This is a genomic window from Thalassoroseus pseudoceratinae (genome assembly GCF_011634775.1).
In the GTDB taxonomy this organism is placed as follows: Bacteria; Planctomycetota; Planctomycetia; order Planctomycetales; family Planctomycetaceae; genus Thalassoroseus; species Thalassoroseus pseudoceratinae.
This window is the reverse complement of sequence record NZ_JAALXT010000003.1, coordinates 812,527-832,691: the sequence shown is the minus strand read 5'-3', so window position 1 is coordinate 832,691 and position 20,165 is coordinate 812,527. Positions and strand designations below refer to the sequence as shown.

At 54.9% G+C, this 20,165-nt stretch carries 15 protein-coding genes; 3 read left to right on the top strand and 12 right to left on the bottom strand.

The annotated features are described in order from the left end of the window. Positions 1-69: 69 nt before the first annotated feature. Positions 70-1,329 (bottom strand): amidohydrolase, encoded by a 1,260-nt coding sequence (locus G6R38_RS13255; RefSeq protein ID WP_166825927.1) that lies wholly within the window; start codon positions 1,327-1,329, stop codon positions 70-72. An 84-nt stretch (positions 1,330-1,413) separates the two neighbouring features. After that, on the bottom strand, positions 1,414-3,885 hold the full coding sequence (locus G6R38_RS13250) for a DNA gyrase/topoisomerase IV subunit A (RefSeq protein ID WP_166825923.1): 2,472 nt from the start codon (positions 3,883-3,885) through the stop codon (positions 1,414-1,416). A 236-nt stretch (positions 3,886-4,121) separates the two neighbouring features. On the opposite strand from G6R38_RS13250, the gene G6R38_RS13245 reads away from it, so the two are divergent. The 3 genes from G6R38_RS13245 to G6R38_RS13235 all read left to right on the top strand — a co-directional run bounded on the left by G6R38_RS13245 (position 4,122) and on the right by G6R38_RS13235 (position 7,196). Continuing rightward, on the top strand, positions 4,122-4,685 hold the full coding sequence (locus G6R38_RS13245) for a hypothetical protein (protein ID WP_166825920.1): 564 nt from the start codon (positions 4,122-4,124) through the stop codon (positions 4,683-4,685). Positions 4,686-4,806: 121 nt separating this feature from the next. Continuing rightward, positions 4,807-6,258, top strand: a complete 1,452-nt coding sequence (locus tag G6R38_RS13240) for a hypothetical protein (protein WP_166825917.1) — start codon at positions 4,807-4,809, stop codon at positions 6,256-6,258. Between the two features lie 203 nt (positions 6,259-6,461). Next, on the top strand, positions 6,462-7,196 hold the full coding sequence (locus G6R38_RS13235; RefSeq protein WP_166825914.1) for a hypothetical protein: 735 nt from the start codon (positions 6,462-6,464) through the stop codon (positions 7,194-7,196). A gap of 203 nt (positions 7,197-7,399) precedes the next feature. Here the strand turns inward: G6R38_RS13235 and G6R38_RS13230 are convergent, their stop codons facing one another. From G6R38_RS13230 to G6R38_RS13185, 10 genes are all read right to left on the bottom strand, one after another. After that, positions 7,400-8,719 carry a sulfatase family protein gene (locus G6R38_RS13230; RefSeq protein ID WP_166825911.1) on the bottom strand — a complete coding sequence of 440 codons (1,320 nt, stop codon included), beginning with the start codon at positions 8,717-8,719 and terminating at the stop codon, positions 7,400-7,402. A gap of 193 nt (positions 8,720-8,912) precedes the next feature. Continuing rightward, positions 8,913-10,349 (bottom strand): sulfatase, encoded by a 1,437-nt coding sequence (locus tag G6R38_RS13225; protein ID WP_166825906.1) that lies wholly within the window; start codon positions 10,347-10,349, stop codon positions 8,913-8,915. 284 nt (positions 10,350-10,633) lie between these two features. Further along, entirely contained in the window at positions 10,634-14,071 is a 3,438-nt protein-coding gene (locus G6R38_RS13220) for an outer membrane protein assembly factor BamB family protein (protein ID WP_166825902.1), read from the bottom strand. A 54-nt stretch (positions 14,072-14,125) separates the two neighbouring features. Next, positions 14,126-14,791: an ExbD/TolR family protein gene (locus G6R38_RS13215; RefSeq protein ID WP_166825899.1), complete on the bottom strand. Its 666-nt coding sequence runs from the start codon at positions 14,789-14,791 to the stop codon at positions 14,126-14,128. A 48-nt stretch (positions 14,792-14,839) separates the two neighbouring features. Continuing rightward, complete coding sequence (locus G6R38_RS13210; RefSeq protein WP_166825896.1) at positions 14,840-15,298, bottom strand: ExbD/TolR family protein; 459 nt, start codon at positions 15,296-15,298, stop codon at positions 14,840-14,842. 4 nt (positions 15,299-15,302) lie between these two features. Further along, on the bottom strand, positions 15,303-15,965 hold the full coding sequence (locus G6R38_RS13205; protein WP_166825893.1) for a MotA/TolQ/ExbB proton channel family protein: 663 nt from the start codon (positions 15,963-15,965) through the stop codon (positions 15,303-15,305). 45 nt (positions 15,966-16,010) lie between these two features. Continuing rightward, positions 16,011-16,937 carry a hypothetical protein gene (locus G6R38_RS13200; RefSeq protein ID WP_166825890.1) on the bottom strand — a complete coding sequence of 309 codons (927 nt, stop codon included), beginning with the start codon at positions 16,935-16,937 and terminating at the stop codon, positions 16,011-16,013. 214 nt (positions 16,938-17,151) lie between these two features. Next, positions 17,152-18,066: a DUF1559 domain-containing protein gene (locus G6R38_RS13195; RefSeq protein ID WP_166825888.1), complete on the bottom strand. Its 915-nt coding sequence runs from the start codon at positions 18,064-18,066 to the stop codon at positions 17,152-17,154. 166 nt (positions 18,067-18,232) lie between these two features. Then, complete coding sequence (locus tag G6R38_RS13190; RefSeq protein WP_166825885.1) at positions 18,233-18,853, bottom strand: hypothetical protein; 621 nt, start codon at positions 18,851-18,853, stop codon at positions 18,233-18,235. 15 nt (positions 18,854-18,868) lie between these two features. Next, positions 18,869-20,113, bottom strand: coding sequence for a CinA family nicotinamide mononucleotide deamidase-related protein (locus G6R38_RS13185; RefSeq protein ID WP_166825882.1), 1,245 nt, complete (start codon positions 20,111-20,113; stop codon positions 18,869-18,871). Positions 20,114-20,165: the final 52 nt, after the last annotated feature.

The following is a 20,165-nucleotide window of genomic DNA, read 5'->3' as shown; positions in this document are numbered from 1 at the left end:
CTTGGCATCGACGACCAACGGCCCTCAGTTTTCAGTGCCGACAATATTAACATGCCGCCGCCAAAAAAATCACTTGGACGCGTAGGTGTGTCCCAAATAAATCGCTGCCCGCATCAGGAGTCGCGAGCCCAGATGCAACGTGCGTTCGTCGATGTCGAAGTGCGGAGAATGCAAATAGGGATTCTCACGGTCGGCAAAGCCGCACCCGAGTCGCAACATCGCCCCCGGTGCATAGGCGAGGTATTCGGAAAAGTCCTCGCCGCCCATGCTTGGCAACGTGATGCTCTCCAAATGCTCGACACCCAGCACCTCTCGCGAAGCCCGCTCCAACGCGGCCGCGCATTTCGTATCGTTCACAACCGCGGGCACCGGATTGATAAAACGACGACGAATCTGCACACCGGTGGAAATTTCGGTCGCCGAACAGAGACGGTCCATCTCCGTTTTAATAGCCTCACGCACATCTTGATTCGTCGTCCGCAGCGTGCCGCTAATCTCAACGCGATCGGGAATCACATTTGATGCCGAACCGCCTTGAATTCGACTGACGGTAAGAACGGATGGAAGACGAGCATCGACCCGTCGTGGAACAATCTCATAAAGCGAACTCACCAGTCGAACCGAAGCGGCAACGGGGTCGATCGCCTGATGCGGACGCGCCGCGTGCCCACCGCGACCGTCCACACAGATCTCGAATTCATCGCAGTTGGCCGTTAACACGCCGTATCGAATTCCAACCCGGCCGCACTGTCGTTCCGGATCGACATGGACACCAAGAATCGCATTCACGCCATCCATTGCGCCGGCGTCGATCATCCAAGTCGCCCCGCCGTCGGACTCTTCCGATGGCTGGAAAATTAAACGGATTCGCATGGAGTGTTCTGGTGGCAAATCGGTGAGTTTCGACGCATTCAGCCCCGCCGCCAAGACGATCGCCGTGTGCGCATCGTGACCGCAAGCGTGCGTGATTCCCTGGTTCTGCGAACGGTACTCCACCGTTTTCATGTCGGTCAGTCGGAGCGCATCGATATCGCAACGCAATGCGATACACGGACTCTTTGGATCGGGGCTCCCCAATTCCAAATCCGCGTACACGCCGGTTTTCACATCTTTGTCACTCCGACAGACCCGGTATTTCACACCAGCTTTCTCGAGCTGGGAGACTATGTACTTGGTTGTCTCAATTTCTTGCCCGCTGGGTTCGGGGTTGCGGTGCAAATGCCGACGGATTTCGACCTGTTCATCCACAAATCCGCTGAGCGACTCATCGAAACGATGGAGCCAATTGGAAGACGCTTCGTGATTCGATTGGGGATTGCCAATTTCCATCAGTACGGGATTCTTTCAGAAGTCGTGCGATGTTTCGCAAAATCAGTCAGGCGGAGCATGCGGACTCAAGCCGCTGTGAGCAGGTTAACTCTCGAGATCGCTCCAATCGACGAGTTCAATATCGGGCCGCACGATCTCCGCGAAGCCGTTGCGTTGACTCGTCCGCACACCGCGTCCGCCGCGGCTCGTCATTTGGTACTTCATTTGACCGAACGTCAGCGGTGTGCCATTGGTGTTGATGACCTTCAAACTGTCGCTTGGCCGTCCGATCAGCAACGCGCCGAGTACCTTGTCACCCTTATCCAACTTGATGCCAATAACGCCTTTCCCCGGCCCGGCGAGTATCGGAATTTCTTCGACACCAAAGTGCAGAATCCGCGAATCCGCTGATGCGAGGAAAATGGATTCCTGAAACCGCACCAACTCCACATGCACGACACGATCGCCGGCACGTAATCGGCAAAACTTCCGGCCGTTTTTGGTCGACGGTTCACGGAAGCCGCTCAGCGAAAGCCGCATGACTTGGCCCATGGCGGTGACGATCAGGAAATACGGAGGCGGGGTTTGCTCGTCAGACTCGGTGTCGTCTTCCGGCGTGAATCGCGAATCGGTACTGATCGCCGCGACTAGTTCCACCCCGTCCCCAAGCCGGACGTGTTTCGAGAGCGGTTCGCCGTACCCCGAAGAAACCGGGATTTGGTCGATTCGCAGCGTGTACGCCACGCCGTCGTTCGAGAATACCACAACGGTATCCACCGTGCTGCCCGGACAAACGGCCAACACTTCATCACCTTCCCGAACTCGTGTGCTCTTGACGCTACTCAACCGACCAACCCGTTTGATCCATCCCTCACGGGTCAGCACGACGTTGGTATTCTCCTTGAGAATATACGCCTCGGGATCGTATTCGGCGATGTCATCGACTGAACCGATCGTCGTGCGGCGTTCGTCGCCGTATTCTTTGCGAATTTCTTCGAGTTCGTTTTCGACGACCTTCCACAGTTTCTTTTCGCTGGCAAGAATCTTGCGAATTTCGTCGGCGGCCGCTTGTTTCTCGCGAAGTTCTTCAATGATGTTGTCAATCTCGAGCTGACTGATCTTATAAAGCATCATCTCGAGAATGGCGTAGGTTTGAACTTCGTCGAGTGGAAACTCGGCCATCAACTTTTCGGCGGCGTCCCGTTTGCCTTGTGAGTTGCGAATGATCCGAAGTGCTCGGTCCAGTCCTTCGAAGATCAGGGCAAAACCATCGAGAATGTGAATTCGCCGTTCGAGTTGATCCAACTCGAATTGGAATCGCTTTCGCACTGTTTCCAAACGGAAGTCGAGGAAATGCTGCAACATTTCCTTCAGGCTCATTCGCCGAGGCACACCGACGCCGGTTTCGTCCGGTGCAAGTGCCGTCAGGTTGTATGCAAAGTTTTGCTCAAGTGGCGTGTGCTTGTACAAATACTCCATCACGGACTCGGGATTGCTGCCGGATTTGAGTTCCAGCACAATTCGCAAGCCGTTCTCCTCGTTCGTTTCATCCGTGATGCTGACCAACTGAGGAAGTTTCCGCCCCTCGCAGATTCCACCGAGCGACTCCATCAACGGGTTCGTCGAAACTCCGTACGGCACGGAATAGATGACCAGACGGTTCTTCGACGGCTTGCCTTCGGAATCGTCGAACTGCCATTCACCACGGACTTTGATGGAACCGCGTCCGGTCTCGTAGCACTCCCGAATGGTCTGACGATCGGTCACAACACGTCCACCGAGCGGAAAATCGGGTCCCTTCACCGTCCGTAGGAGCTGAGCGGTCGACGTATCCGGCTTCTGGATTAACGTCGTCGCGGCTTTGACAATTTCGTTCAGGTTGTGCGGCGGAATATTGGTGGCCATGCCGACCGCGATCCCCGCGATTCCGTTGATCAGCAAGTGCGGCAGCCGAGCTGGCAAGACAACGGGCTCCTCCTTCGAGCCTTCGTAGTTTGGACGAGTGGCGACCGTTTCATACCGTAGCTCGCTCATCAATTCGGTGGCGATCGCCTGTAATCGAACTTCCGTGTACCGCGCAGCTGCATGCGCCAGTCCCAGGACTGAACCAAAGTTCCCCTGGCCATCCACCAACGGATACCGAAGTGTGAAGTCCTGCGCCAATCGCACCAGAGCTTCGTAAACCGCACCATCGCCGTGTGGGTGAAAGTCCCCCGTGGTGTCGCCGCAGACTTTCATACTCTTACGGCGTTTCGCGGAAGGTGTGAGTCCTAACCCGTGATACATCACATACATAATGCGACGCTGCACGGGTTTCAGGCCGTCGCGGACATCCGGCAATGCACGCGACGTGATTACCGACATGGCGTAGTTCAGGTAACGCCGCCGCGTCTCTTGCGACAACGAGACGTATTCAATCCGCCCGGTGTCGTCGTTGGCATCATGGGCACCGTTGCCGTTGGTGGAATTCTGCTTTTTGGCCAACAGAGTCTCCTTGAATCCGTTCGTCTGTTTGGTTGGATGTTCGAGTTTTCCGGTTACATCGGTTTTGGTGGAAAAGCCGATCGTTGTCGTCATTCGTATTCTGCGGGACGCCCATTGTAATTGACGACGCTTCCGGCTTACAGCCTGTGACGGTTGTATCGCATACACGTCCTTGCGCGAGGTGACTCTGTTTGGAACGTTGCGTAGAACCGTTCCAGTTTGATTTCTAGCCGTCCGGAAAGCCGATGGACGTTACAGGCTTTCGGGCAGCCGTCGGATCTGTCCCACCGACACTCGCGATGCCCGTTCGATTCACGGAGGAATCCATTATGCGACGCCTGAATTCGTATCGCGGCACGCGCTCTTTGAGTGTCGTTCTGTTCTTGCTTGCTGGCACGCCGTTGACGGCATCGGCTCAACAAACACCCGGCCAAGCCAACTCGCCACAAGCGGTCCGACAAACGAGCACTCAGCGGTTCACACCGCCCTCACCAATTGCCGGTCCTGGACGCATGCCACCGACGCATTTGCAACAACCCGGGTACCCTTATCTGAATGCTCCGATGTACCCGACTCCGGTCCCCTATGTTCCACCGGAAATCGGCAGCACGACCATCACCAACCAAGCGTTGGCACCGCACGAGATGCTTTACCCGCACGAATACAAGGCGTTGTATCCGCCTTTCTATCACCATGTCAAAGGACGTTGGGTGATGACCTCTCGTGGGGTTCGCTATCGTGAAGATTGGCACCTGCAAGGCACGGAGGTGGAAGTGAAGTACCGTGCTCATCCCAACCCATTCACCGGATTCCACCCGCCGATTTTGAACAATCATTACATGGGCTTGGGGGCGTTCGGCTGGAGTACTGGTGGCTTCTTCCGAGACTATTAAGTCGACGAAACAACCATTCGAATTTGAGTCTGGAAGTCCACAACGGCTGGTGTTTTGCACAGATTCTCAACCTGCGGCGAGGACGAGCCGCCTTTGCTTCACGATTTCGAGGAACAGAGTCATGTCATGGATGTCATGGAAAACGCGGCTCGCGACGATGGCAGCGATTTGCTGTCTCGCCGTGTCCGCCAATTCGTTACGGGCGGAAGACGCCCCCACGGAGTCGGTGGGCCATGCGTCCGTGTATACCGCTCCCATCCCGGAAGCCGACCCCGGTGCCGGTCTCTTCGAACCTGTCACACAGCTCGCCGGTGATTCCTGCGGGCCGTGTGCTGCGAATCATTGCGGACCGTACCCGCAAGCCTTCCATCCGCCGGTGTACTATCCGGGTTTGACCGATTACGCCCCGACATGTTTCGGAACGCGGGATTGGTTCAAGGAAACCTTCGGCTGCTTGCAACATCGTGCTAACCAAAAACGGTTAATGGCCGAGTACGAAACCCGTCTCCAAACTGCTCACTGGCCGACCTGCTGCCCTCCTTGGGCATGCTGGGGGCACTATTGCGACGAATGTGCAAACGTGGGCTGCAAACAACGCTGCTGCCTGTCAGGTTTGCTCGGAAGCGATAGCGATGAATGTCACACCGGATGCAGTACGCATTGCACGGAAAATTGCTCAAGCTCGCACGGCAGCCCATGCATTCCCGGAGACTCCGGCGCGAGCGTGACCGATGATAGTGTCATTTCTTTGGCCAGCTACGACCCAAGCGAATTGGAATTAATCCAACCGCAATCGTCGTCCAATTTGATCACTCTTGTCGGTCATGAAGAAGTGGCTGAGGAAGAAGAAGGTGTCTACCACTTAGGACCAGCTCCAGGCGTTCAACCCACTAACTGCACCGTGCAAACGCCGATCACAAACGGTTGTGTCACCGGAAACGGATGCGTCACCCGGCCAACTGGTGGTTGCAACTCGACCGCCTGCAATACCGTTGGCTGCAATGGCGGATGCCGCAATGGTGGAAACGGCTGCCAAAACGGATCCGGCTGTGATTCATCAAGTTGTTGGTCGTGGAGCGGGCTCGGTGGTGGATCGACATCGAACACGGGCTGGGCGATGCCGTTCTGCAATAACGGAGACGGTCGGTTGTCGAGTCTGTTCTGCAAACACGGTGGCACATATGTGGATGAAAACGGTGTCACCCATGAATGCCGTCGTCGATGTTTCGGACACGTCCATGATTTGATCCCGAGCTGCCAAATGCTGCAGTGCCATTGCCTGCAGTGCTTCGGCGATTGTAGTTGGGGATTCCACGACTTGAACCCGGCCGGGCACGACTGCGAAGCACGCGGCAACGGATTTCTCCGTGTCGGGAAATACAACGTGGCATACGAGACCAACCCGTGGCACTTCGATGCCCGTGACGGTCGCATTTACGCCGCTCAAGGAACGGGAATGCCCACCGGTATGCCGTTGGCTCCCAATGTTCAAAAGACGTTTAACTTTGGCTGGGGAACTCCTGTCAGTCGTTTAACACCGATTTGGCGAAATCCCCAGCAATACGGACCATAATCGATCAGGCATTCTTAGCGATGCCGGGTCCGACAACTGTTCGATGCGAACGAGTAAGACTTGGCGATTCTTCCCCAAACTCACTTGTGCAGTTTACCTTAATCCGTACAGGTCTCGATCTTGCGAAGGTGCGGAAACCTGACAGTTTTCGCATCGTTCGTAGCATGGAAACCACGATGCGGTCTAGCACACAGGAAGGTGCGATGTCCCGAATACCTCTTTTCAACATGACACTGGTCGTCGTTGTTTGCGTCTGGGGAGGACTGCCCTTGTCGAAGGCGTCGGCCCAGCAAAGCGGATCAGTCCCGAACGAACCAATTACCGAAGCGCAGCCGCTGCCGTCTTACGGCAACACCAATGGCGTTCCGGCTCCTGAAGTCCTTCCGGAGAGCGTTCTTTCCAGTTCCCCTTCGGTCGGTGAAACGATCAACGAGTCGTCTTATCCGATGACGGATCAGGGCTTTGTTCCGGTTGGCGTTGGCGACCCCGTCAGCGTGAACGGAATGCACTTGCCCGGCAACATGGTCGTTCCGCCGTATTACAATTGGCACCGTGTGGTGCGTCGTCCAATTTGGCGAACTCCAGTTGTTTACAATCGTTACTGGCCCAACCACTACTACACCGGCGGACAAGCTTGGTCTGGTCGGGGCGCTGCTCAGCCATTGCCGGTTGTGTCACACCCCACCGATACCACTCAAATGGGTGTGTACTACCAACAAGTCCCGATGTGGCAACCCAACCCGCGCATGGTTCCACCGACTCCATGGCCATGGGACTGGCATTACACCATGCCAGCTCAAGCCGTTTACGCTCGGCAGAAGATGTTGAATTCCGGACATGCCGGGTTCGGCGTCGAAGCTAGTCTGACCGGATATGGAAGTGGATACGAAATTCAGAACGAAGAAGGCGTCCAAGTCGACGCGTACGAAAGTGAGTGAGTAGCCGAACGTGCATGAGACGACATCAGTCATGGCAATCCATGCCTTTGTGTCGTGCAGACAATTCAATTCGGTGAATACAGACCCTCGACGGGGCTTCTCGTCGAGGGTCTGTGACTTTCGTACATTCCGAAGGACAGCTATCGCCATCACGGCTTCAAAGTGAGCCAGCGGAGACGCCAACCCGCATCGAAGATGTGTCACTAGTTTTCGATCTTCTGAACTCTTTTCCCGACTTCCTTCGCCATTACTTGCATGCGTTGATAGAGGTCTTTCACGATCTCCGGTTTGTCTGCCGCCCGGTTGACTCGCTCGTAGGGATCGGTCCGCATGTGAAACAATTCCGCCGTCCCTGTCTTCGTTCGCAATTTCCAATCCCCCACGCGAACTGCCTCCAATCCACTTCGGAAATAGAAATAGTCCTTTCGTGGAGAACTGGCGACATCCCCTTGCAGGAACGCCGTCAGATCATGTCCATCCACAACATTTGGTGACGGTTCCGCCTTGGCCACTGATAGCAACGTCCGATAGATATCGGGCATCCCGACTAATTCGGCCGAAACCCGGCCCGGTTTGATCTTGCTCGGCCAACGAATAATTGCTGGCACACGTGGTCCACCTTCGTAGGTTTCTCCTTTGGAGCCCCGAAGTGGTCCCACTGAACCAGCATGCCAGAGTTCGTTTCCAGCTTGTTGCATGCGAGGCGGCATATTGATCCAAGGTCCATTGTCAGAAGCAAAGAACACGAGTGTATTCTCCGTGAGACCTTTCTGATCAAGGGTCTTGAGAATTTGCCCGATGCTCCAATCCACTTCCTCGATCACATCGCCATACAGTCCGAACTGTGACTTCCCACGGAACTCCTTTGATACGTGCAGCGGCAAGTGTGGCATCGCGTATGCTATATACAGTAGAAACGGCTGATCCGCCGAGTGCTTCTTGATCAAGGAAGTGGCTTCAGCCGTGTATCGCTGTGTCAGTGGGTCTTGGTCGAACGGATGCTCCACCATTTCATCACCACGATACAGCCCGAGTGGTTCATCAGTTTGCACCCACGGCCGAATATAGTCGTTCGAGTACGGTAGCCCGAACCACGTATCGAACCCCTGGTGAACCGGCAGGAACTTTTTCAGCTTGTACCCAAGATGCCATTTCCCGACCATGTGCGTCGCGTAACCCGCGTCTTGCAGAGCTTCCGCAAGCGTCCATTCCGAATCTGGCAAGCCACCGCGTCCGTCTGCCCCCGTTCCACCATTGAACTTGACCCGAGGCATGTACCGACCAGTGATCAACTGGGTCCGTGAGGGCACACACCACGATCCCGTGACAAACGAAGTCAATCGAAGTCCGTCTTTCGCGAGAGCGTCGATGTTCGGAGTGCGAATTTGTGGATGTCCATAGCACGCCGGGTCACCATAACCCATGTCATCCGCAAATAAGATGACAACATTCGGACGGTCGTTCGCCACCCCAACGGCAGCTGTGAACAGAACACAGAAAAAAGCGGCGATTCGCATTCTCATTGGACTAAACTCTTCGTGTGTAGGAATACTAGCATCGTGAGCGATTAGCGATTATTCGGAGTTGGTTTTCAGTTACAAAAGCCTTTAAATCGATTTGTCACAACTCATACAGATATCGAGTAGTCACAGGTTACCTAGAGCCCCTTAAAAACCGACGCAGTTATGCGTTCCCATCAACCGCGTAGTCGCGACACTAGTTTCGGGGGAAAGATCGTTTGCTATGCAGCTTCTCAGTGAGTCGTTGAACAGTTTCCGGCTCACGTTCCGCGATGTTTACAGTTTCACCCGCCGGAGTACGATGGTCATAGAGTTCCGCATACCCATTACGATGCAAAACCATTCGATGCGTTGGCGTCCGAATTGTCGTTGCTCTAGAACCGTAAGACACCGCTTCGGTCCCCTGTTTCTTGGGATCGTTGATATTCGGAACTAACGATTGCCCATCAATACCATTCGGGCGGGGAATGCTCGCCAACTCACAGACGGTGGGAAAGATATCAATCGTCTCCACAATAGCCGAGCTCGATTCGCCGGGATCATCCATGCCGTCGAATGAAACAATTAAGGGAGACCGCAACGACTCCTCGAACAAGGTATGCTTCCCCCAAACCGCCTGTTCCCCGAGATGCCAACCGTGATCCCCCCAAAGAACGACGATCGTATTTTCGCGTTGCTTCAGTTGATCGAGACGATCGAGAATCCGGCCCACAAGGGTATCCGCATACGTGACGCAAGCGGCATAGTGCTTGCGAACCTCGGTTGCAAATTCAGCGTCCGTGTTAGGATTTCGCTTCCAGCGGTTGTACTTCATAAACTCGCCAGAACCATGCCACGTCGTTTTGCCGGTTGGTTTCGACGGATGCTCGATTGCCGGCAAAACCGCATCTCGATAGGGCTCAAAGTATTTTGCGGGTGCACCGAACGGAAGATGCGGACGGATAATTCCAACGGCTAAGAAAAACGGGGTCTCGGCAGTATCTTTGGCCAAGTCATCAAGTTGATGCAATGCCTCTGCAGTGATTAACCCGTCGGGATAAATGTCGTCTGACCCCGGCTTCGACTGAAAGACATCCATCTCCTTTGCGTTCTTTCGAATTTCCCCGTGGGCTAATCCATGCATAGCACCACGTGGATGCTCCCAGTCCCCGCAAGGCATTAGATGTCGATCCCAGGAGTTTGGCATCTCGGGCTGGGAATCATCGTCCCAGTTGGAACCACCGCGTCCACCCGGATGATGCGACACCTTCCCGACCGATACCGTGCGATAACCATGCGTCTTGAACCATGCCGGAAAACTCGGTGGGACTGATTCAGCCCCGGAACGTAGCTCTCGCGACCTCTTAAACAACGCGTTGTTCCCGTAGGAACCGTAAGTACCAGTCAACAAGGCAAACCGCGACGCACCACAAGTGGGAGCCTGCACATAGTGCTTCGTAAAAATACGCCCCTTTTTCGCCAAGGCGTCGATCCGAGGGGATTGAATATAGTCAACACCATAGCAACCTAACTCAGGCCGTAAGTCGTCAATACAAAGCAATAGCACATTCGGGTGATCGGCCGCCTGCAATGTGGCGGGAAGGTAAGCCAACCCGATGACTAGCAGAAGACTGTGATGAATAAAACGTTGCATACTTGTTACTCGGATTGGAAGCACACGTGTGAGCAAAACGGTGGCAACCACTCAAGATCGGGTGCCAACAGAACGTCTGCAGAAACTCCGTTGTAAAACGAACGTACCGATTCCGCAAGCATATTGATGCACTGACAGTTTCGAAGAGACAGTTTGGTCGTGACAAAGCTCCCGAGATGCAATCCCACGAGGCTAAACACGAACGGGACACAACGGTGCTTTCACTAGACGGTCTTACGTTGTGAATCACGAAGGAACGCTCATGGTGGCTGCAACGTGCGTAATTAATCCACTTCGATACCGTCTAGTGAAATCAGCCCACCATCGACGGTGTAGACATAGAGTTGATCACCGATCTGAATCGGCCCGGAGTCCAATTCGTTATGCAACGGGATCGTCTTTCGAAGCTTCCCAATATCGAGTTCGATGATCGACAAATCACCGTTGCGACGAGTCACCCAGAGATGTGGACCTTTGACAAATGGCGGTCCGGCTAGACGGACATCCTCAGTGGTGTTGTCGTTGCTGACGGACCAAGCGAGTTTTGGTTGCTCACCGATCGCGATGGCATGGAGTGTACTGGCTTCGGTCTCAGCAAACACCCATCCTTTGGCCGACCAAAGCTCGTTCGACACAGCTCCTGGAAGTTCAATTTCGCCCACGGGCTGCAGGGTCTGGGAATCCATCAACTGTAGTTGCCCCTCAATCGTGGTCAGAGCCAGGAAGTTGTCTTGTAAGACAAACGGCATCGCGACTAATGAATCAAGCTGAACCGTGCGTATACCGTAGAGGTGAGGCGAGGGTTGCTTTCGTAACTGAACTTGAATGAGTTGACTGTTGGTATCAAGTGCTAGCAATAGCTCGTCGTTGATGCGGTCAGCATGAACCCACGCCACAACAGATTGTTCGCCAGGTTGGTTGTCTTCGTCTGTTTCGATCTTGGGTTTATAGTCGTCAACTGCTGGTCGACTTGAATCTAAATTGATGTATTGCAGGCGACCGTTTGGCATTGCTAGAACAAAGCCCTCGCCCATCGGGATGGGGGCCAACTCCGGCGTTTCGCTCAAAGTGTGCGTTTGCGAGACTTGTCCTCCGAGATCAAGAATCCAACACGTTGATGATTCCCCCCCTGCAACTGCCGCAATCTTTTGTTCTGTAATCGCAGTGGCCATGAGTGGGAGTTTCAAGCCATCTGGAATCGGCAGGGTTACCGTAGAATTAGTATCGAACTTCGTGCGTTCATTGGATTGTAGTTCCGCCTGTTGTAGTCGAAAGAATCGCCCGTCTTCGTTCAGAAAACCCGCTGCCGTCTTGTCACCCGTGTATGCTAGGATGCGAGAACCAATTGTCGTCCCCCAGTTACTAGTCAGGGAATCAATTTGATATGGTGACAGCAGCACCGACTGATTGAACGCCTGATGCCGCCCCATAAATAGAATATCACCACTGCGTTGTAGCGGCTGTGCGGCGACACTGTCTGTGGCAATATTTGCGACAACCGACAATGCCCCACTCGAAAGGTCGAGTCGATACAAACCGTTCCCGGCGTACCACAATTGATCGCTTGAAGTCGCAGTCAAGTATGCCGAACGGGTCTGATTGCCCACGATGTTCTGCTGGGCGATTCGACTAAGGGGTGGTTGATCTGGATCATCCGTTACGGCAAAGGCAGTGACACGATTTTTCCCAGAAGCCACAAACAAGAGATTTCCTCGCAACAACGGTGGACTTGTCACATGCCCTTGAATTGTTTCGCTGGCAACCTGCGGGATCTCCTCTCCGGGATTTTTCAAGTCGTATAACCGCAACTGACATCGCCGATTCGGCTGGTTCTCTGCCAGCAGCAAAAGTGAGCCTAACGGCATCGCAGGGACATCGACGGAATCCGTTTGTCGCCCTCGCGGTGGAGAATCTAATGACCCAGCCGCATGACCGGTGTACGCAGTCGCAACGACTTCGAAGTCCTGAAGCGTCACCGTGTAGGCAATCGCACGTTCCCCAACCACAACCAACGCTGCGCTATCACGTGGGAGAATCGGAGGACCGATCAGACTTTGGGAAAAATGAATCCTGCCAATGATGCGGCCTGATTCGAGATCAAGTTTGTAGAGCCGTCCGCTCATCGTCGGCAAAAATATGTGTCCGCCTTCTACAAGTGGTTCACTGACCGATGGCTCTGCGAGCGGTATTCGCCACTGAAGTTTGCCGGTGCGGCTCTCCAACAAAACCAGTTCGCCTCGCCGCTGATCATGGATGAGAAGTCCGGGAACTGCGGTGGGAACTGATTGGGGAAAGAATCCGCTGCGTTGACCGACAGTCCGACGCCACAGCGGCTGACCGGTGACGGTGTCGAGTCCGAAAAGAACTCCGCGACCCATCGCGAAGACGGTTTGCCCATCGCTTTGCTCACTGGCACGGGTCCGAGTTTGTTCGGTCAAAACGACCATGCCAGGTGCGTCCTGCAAGGGATCTCTCGTTTCCGGATTGATGTCGGGATTGTCCCGCAAGATCAATTTTTTCTCGGCATCCAGCGTCTGTTTGAGCAGACGATTTAACTTGGAATCACCATCGAGCTTGGGAAACTCTAGCAGCAAATTGCGTCGTGCGACCAAGGCTTGCATCGTCTGGGGTGGGTCTGCCGCGAGTGCGGTCTCCGTTGCCTGGATGGCTTGCTCGTACGCATCTCGCTGATCCGCCACATCGACGGCTAAAATCCAACGCTTCTCCAAACGCTCCGCGAGTTCATCCGGTTGGTCGTCCACCGGACTAAAATGCTGAGCAAGTTTGAATGCTTCGCGGGATACGTCGATGAGTTCCCTTCTTTTGAGTTCGACTGCATCGCGTGCCGCACCTTCGGCGATCTCACTAGACCACTTTTGCAAATCAATTTTTTGATCGTTGTAAGTCTCGAACTCCCGGTACTCGCGGCGAAAGTCCACGATTGCGTCGATCCCGGCTTGCCAATCCGGTGCGCCACCGGAGATCTGACGCAGGATATTTGCCCGACCAATCCCGATCCGAGCATCCGCAACACGTTGATCGGTTGGGTTCTCAACGAGAAAGTTCTCGAACAATTCCACAGCCTGCATATATCGCCCTTCCTGAAGGGCTTGGTCTGCGGCGAGGTACTGGTGTTCGGATTTGTTTCTGTTAGTCAGAAACCAAAGCGTGACGGCGACGAGTGTGCAAATGACGGCGCCACCGAGCAACGCCAGTACGATCGGCGAGCGGATGACGTCGTGATCGCCGGGGCGTGTGCGGCCGCTACCAAAACGTTCCCGGATGCGATCCGCAACCGGTTCTCGACGCGTCGCAGTTTCCGCGGCATCTTCGGTAGCCGCCTCGTCTTTCGGTTCCGACTTCGCTGCTCGCATTGCCTTCGGTGTCGGCAAACTCTCAACGGACTCATCTTCGAAAACCAACTCGTCGTCCGAAGATTCATCCGCGTCGAGACTCTCCATCTCGACAGAGACAATTTCATCATCGTCGAGCAAGTCATCGTACCGACTCCGCGTTCGCTCGGGCTCGGCTTCGACGGATTCCTCGTCCGCTTCGACCAGTTCCTCATCGTAGAGTGACGAGAATTCCTCTTTTCCCGTACGGTCAGCGTCCGGAATGTCGGCGGCCGGAAGTTCCCAGGAGGACTCCCCAGAGATATCACTCCAGGAATCGTCGTCCGGCGGTTTGCGTTCTGGCGGTGGGGGTGGAACGTCGCGGGGCATGAAACCGTTTTCTATCGAAGACCTGTCGAAGTCTGTTCTATACCGTGGCTGTTATCAATCGTCGCTGGCCACTGTTGCAAGGCGAATCTTTTGCATCCCCGCGCCCGTCCCGGCGTCGAAAACTTTGACGAATGTCTCATGTCGGGATGCCGGGTCCGTCTGGATGATGAGTTCGTTCTTATCCTCGGACCGCAGTTTGTCAGCGAGGAGGAATTCCAACTCGGAAGGATCGGGGATAGATTCATCATCAACAAAAATCACATCATCCTGATCAATTCTGACCATCACGGATGTCCGTTCCAAGTCTTCCAAATTTTGAATCGTTTGCTGAGCCCCTTGTTTCTCCGGATCGGGAGCGGGGGTCTCAATTGTTTTCGTCATGCTGAACGACGCGGTGATCATAAAGAAGATCAGAAGAAGAAACGTCACGTCGACCATCGGCGTGAGATCCATGTCGTCAGCTTCGATTCGACTTCCGCGAAGATCGAAATCGTAATCGTCATCGTCGGCGATGACCGACTGTGTGCGTTTGGTGGTTGGAACCGGCTTCTTGCTTGCCGGTTGCTCTTTCGCTGTCGGTACAGGCTTGGGTTTCGGTTTGGATGGTTTGGGGATCTGAATTTGTTGGGCGCATCGTGGGCAGTCCGTCGTTTTGCCGGCGGTGCTGTTCGAGACGCTGAGTTTCTGGCCGCAAAAGCGGCAGCGAAAAATTATCGGCATCGAATCGTGGACGATCTTTCCTATCGGAGCTGCATACGAAAGCGGCCGTCACTTTTTGTCTTTGACTTGAACGTGCAGATGGATTCCCGGAACTTCGCTGGCGGCACGATACACTCGCATGGTGAAGCCATTGGTGATGTCCCGATCAGCTTTGATGATGACATCGGATTTTCCCTCTGCCAAACCACGTTCCACATCCCCGGTGATTTCCTCAATCGTGCCGGGTGTGCCGTCACTGAGAACAATGCTCGGTTCCCCGCCCGACGCTTCCGGCTTGTTGACACTGATGACGATGGCTTCCAGCGATTCCACGCCAACGCCATGTTCGGCCGGTGGCGGATCGTTCTGGGAATCTTGCTGCATGGTCGATGTCACCATGAAGAAGATCAACAGCAAAAATACCACGTCGATCATCGGAGTGATGTCGAGTTCCGCATCGTAGGTGCGACGTTTTTGGACCAACGGAGCGTCGTCAGCTTCGTCGGCGATGGTGGGTTCTGGAGCCATCGGTTCACGCCGGGTTGGAATTGCGTTTGGACTGCATTTCTTCGAGATCATTGAAGAAACGAGTGAGGTCACCTTGCACGCTGTCTTGCAGTTTGCCCATGCGAATGTGGATGACGTTGCCTCCCATCACGAGGGGAATCGCAATTGACAACCCCATCGCCGTCGTCGCCAATGCGAAACTAATGTCCTGAGCCAACGCCTCGGGGCGAATTCCGGAACTCTGTGCGGCGGCGATTTTGCCGAAAGCGTTGATCATCCCAACCACGGTTCCCAGCAACCCCAACATTGGTGCGGTCTTCGCAAAGGTGGCGATCCAACTCATGCCGTATTCGAGCGACGCAAGAATATCGACTTCCAACCGTTCGGCGAGCAAGCGCTTGAGTTTCCCGAGCGGCCGATTGATGTGTTGCATCGAGATCAAAATCAACTGCGGAACGGCCTTGCTCCAATACGGAGCGGTGTCACATTGCTCGGCGATCCGTTCATAATCTCGACGTTCGAGGTTTTCGCGGACTTCGTCCAAAAACGTGTCAGCCTGCGTGGAAGAGGAAAATCGTTTCTGTCCAATGCGAAAATACAGCAGGACGAGCCAAAACAAACCGAACAGGGCCGTCAGCCCCATTGCGACGTAGATCGCGAAGCCGGCGATTTCTAAAACTTGTTCCATCTTGGGTTTGGTTTCCTCACGATGTGGACGGTCACGAAGTGTTTCTTAGAACGTCGTCTGTCTGGATACCGCAAACGTAAAGCCGTCACCGATGGGCTGAACCACGAAATACGTTCGGCGAATTTCGCTGGCCTTACGTCCGCGGTAGGCTTCCTCACGTTGAGCTAGCATGGCTTCAGCTTGCGGTGGGTAGAAGTGAAAGATGGTCCCACGTCGGGCGTCGATTCCGGCTTTCTGAAACAGTTTGAGGTCGGCGGATTTCCGATTGCCGCCTTGCCAAGTCATGTACAATCGGTTTTCACCTTTGCCACTGGTGACTCGACGCTGTTTCGGCGGATTGGCACTGAGATTACTCAGGTAAATCAACTCACCTTGCGGTGTGAGTAAACCCAACTCGATGCCAAAGTGATCCAATTGCTTGGCGTAGGTTTCGAGAGTGGCACCGTCGGAAAACCGAACGTACCAACGTTGTTCGCGGGGCAAGCCTTTCTCACCCGGTCCCGATCCCAACGCCCGTCGCCCCGTGCCCGACGAACTGCCCACACGTCCGGTGCTTTCGGTGTTGGTTTGGATTTGCTGCGGTGCGAGTTCAGCCGCCTCATCGGCGACATCCAACACGGTTTCGAGCGTTTCCTCGACTTGCAAATCTTCGGCTGTTTCCTGGTTCAACGAAGCATCGGGAATTTCTTCCTCGGGGGATTCGACTTGCAGCATTTCATCCGGGAAACCGTCATCAGAGCCCCCCGGTAACTCGACAATTTCGAGCTCAACATGGTCATCGACATCCGTCGAAACCGGAGCCACGTACATCGCTCCCAAGTAGATGATTGCGATCCCCAGGAACAGAACCGCAGCCAACATGAAGGCGCGGGCCACGTCGAACCGAGTCACCGTCAGAACGGGGGGCCGCCGCCGATTGGGGGTTGTACGTCGACCGGGAGACCGACCGGTTTTCAGACCAGATGCCGCCATTCGTAAGTTTGTTTCGGTTAAATCACGGACCCGCGTTGAACATAGGCAGCATACGGCAAGCGAGCAGGAAAAGCGACCGTATCGCCAATGGATTTCGCAGAGAATTCATGCCAAACCTGCTCTCTGAAAATTCGTCCATTCCATGAAAAACGGCAGAGTTCGAAGGCCACGAACCCTGCCGTTTTGAATCCAGTGATATCACTGACGCAGCAGCTTAATACTCCCCGACGACCTCACCGTCATCTCGCGTGCCGAGTCGGCGGTAGGTATCGTAATTGATCGAATCGCTAATGAAACTGACCGAGCCGTCCACCTGCAAGAACTGCGATCCGCCAGAATGGAAGCTACCGTAGTTCACAACGTGCGGCGTGTTGTTCGCGGTGTGATGCATGGCGGGCATACTCATCATAGCGGGTTGGCCGACGTGCCCAAGCACCAACTGGCCGGGGCCTTCGGTCATGCTCATCATCGTCATGCCCGAGTCGACCGAGTATCCTTCCAAAGCCGCGTACCAAGTTGACTTTCCCAACGCATAGTTTCGTTCGCCCACTAGGAACGTGCTGGATGTTCCGTCGGTGATATCCCGCATCCGCGTCGCACTGTTTCGGCTAAACACACCATTCCGACCGTCCGGATTCATTGTCACGCTGCCGTAACCGTACATCCCGACATAGTTCGAAGTGGATAGTTCGTAGTCGGTGCCGCTGATGGTCACGGTAAACGTATCGGGACCGGTGTCGGAGGGGCAGCGGAACACGCTCAAAAACTGCGTCGCGAACGGGGTGTTGGCCGGGTCTTTGGCATCCAGTCCAAAGTTGAAACTGTCGTGGAGGTTGTTCTGTTCGAGACTCGGCAGCACCAACGTGCTCCATGCAAAACCCGGAGCTGAGTTGGACGCTGCGGAGGTATCCGCCGTGATATACCCCGACGGGAACGAGCCGAGTGTGTCATGGTAGTTGTGCAACGCGATGCCCAACTGCTTGAGGTTGTTCTTGCATTGTGTGCGGCGGGCAGCTTCACGAGCCTGCTGAACCGCTGGCAACAGAAGGGCAATCAAGATTGCGATAATCGCAATCACAACGAGCAATTCAATCAAGGTAAAGCCGGAACGACGGCGTAAGGAAATCATAATGTACTCCAGAAAAAGTTCAGCCCAGCGCGTGTTGCACACGTGCACCACGTGATTCCCCATTTTGCATGGGACTCACGGAGTTGCGTCCGCTGGATCATCGATCGAAGGTTTGAGTCACGCTCAAATCCGTAACGGAACCGAATCCGTTACGGGACGGAGTCGGTCAAACAAATTGTCGATCGTTCTGAATTGCGATTTCTGGAGGCGGCGTTTCCGGTCGAACAGTGACCTCCGGCAGGCTCGACGGTTGAATCATCACACGTCGTGTTTCCGCTTCGGACCAACGCACCGAAACGGTGATTGCAATAATTTTGACGGTTGACGGTCCCGCCATCTGATCCGTTGGCAACTGCCCACAAGGGCATCCAACTTCGGTGCGTGCTGGCGATCCCGCTTCGTCTTCCTCGTCAACGAAGGTTGAATTACGTCCGGTACAACAACACACACCACCGGAACGGGCGGAGTCCGAACAACCACAGTTGTTACAGCAAGTCGGTCCGGTGGCTGGCGGGGCGATTGTCTCGTCGGAATCCTTTTCGTCGGACAAGATCACAACCGACATCCACGCAAATGCGGGCAGACCGATCTCGGCGAATAACCCCAACAAAACGCCGAGCGCAGCGACAACCCACAAACGTCTTGGTCCAAGTAATGGACCAGACGAGCGGTGTGTGCTCGGTTGAATCGGATGGGGCATCATGGGGGGAGTGAGGTTACGGAGGGAAACGACTCTGAGTTTTCCGATTGTGCGATATTTCCCGGTCCCCCGCAAGTTTTCAGCCAAGATTCTCGATGGGGATCACCCGGGCGACTCACATGCAACCAAGTTGGTGCGGAGCAGATTGAGTGCGGTTTTGGCCGCTCGACTTGTGGCGATACCGGGATCGCCAATGAGATGGTGCTCGATGGCTTCCGAGCGATTTGGACCAGCAAACGCGATCCAGACGGTCCCTTCGGGAGTGTCGTTCTTGCGTCCCGTCAGAGCGAGAGCGTAGTCGGTTTGGAATCGCTCCCGGCAACCGTTCGCCATTTCAATGGCAGTCTCCTCACTCACCGAACCGTAGGTTCCAACGGTTTCTGGTGAGACGCCAAGCAGCGTGGTCTTCGCGGACTCGGTGGGTGCGACCACGCCACCGAGATACGCCGATTCGAACCCATTGACAGCGGTCAACCAGTGAGCCATTAGTCCACCATTTCCGGCTTCTGCCGTAGCGAGAGTTTGGCCCCGTTGCTGAAGCAGTCGAAGAACGACGTGCTGCAACTCTTCGTCTTCTTCACCGAAGATGAGTGAGCCGAGCCGTTGTTGAACGTCCGCCCGTACGCTGGTGATTTTCGTATGACATTCCGCTTCGGTTTGGCCCTCCGCGACGATCCGCAGAGTGATCGTCGCCTCGTGAGCGGTGATGCCGACCTCTGGGTCCGCCCCGCGTGCGGTCAATGCACCGAGTAACTCCTCGACACGCGATTCGCCGGCTCCAAACGCATTGATCCGAGTGTGTCGAATGACCCGCCCAGAGTGAGGTAGCCGTGGACGAACTTCGTGCTCGAACATCGGTTTCATCTCGCTTGGCACCCCGGGCAGAGCCGCAACGAATGCATGGTGATCGCGATCGGAACGGGGAACCTTCATCCAGATACCTGGGGCGGTTCCGCGTGCGTTCTCAATCGGCTCACTCCCGGCGGGAAAGTACGCTTGGATCGTGTTCCGTTCGGGCATCTCCCGTTTTCGTGATGCAAACAAGTGCCGAAGATGAGCCAATGAAGACTCGTTCAACTCCAATTCCACACCGACAAGATCAGCGAGAGCTTGACGCGTAAGATCATCTTGAGTCGGCCCCAACCCTCCCGTGATGATGACCAAATCCGACCGCTCAACTGCCGTCCGAAAAACCTTCACCATCGCCGCTAGATCGTCGGCCATCGTCTGATGATAACGAACGACAATCCCGATCTGCCCCAACGCTTGGCTCAGCCATTGGCTGTTCGTATCCAGCTTCGCCCCGGTTGTGAGTTCGGTTCCGATGGCAATGATTTCCGCAAACATCGACGCAATCGACCTTTCAAGAATGGTTTGGAACTGACGCAAAGATTGCGGG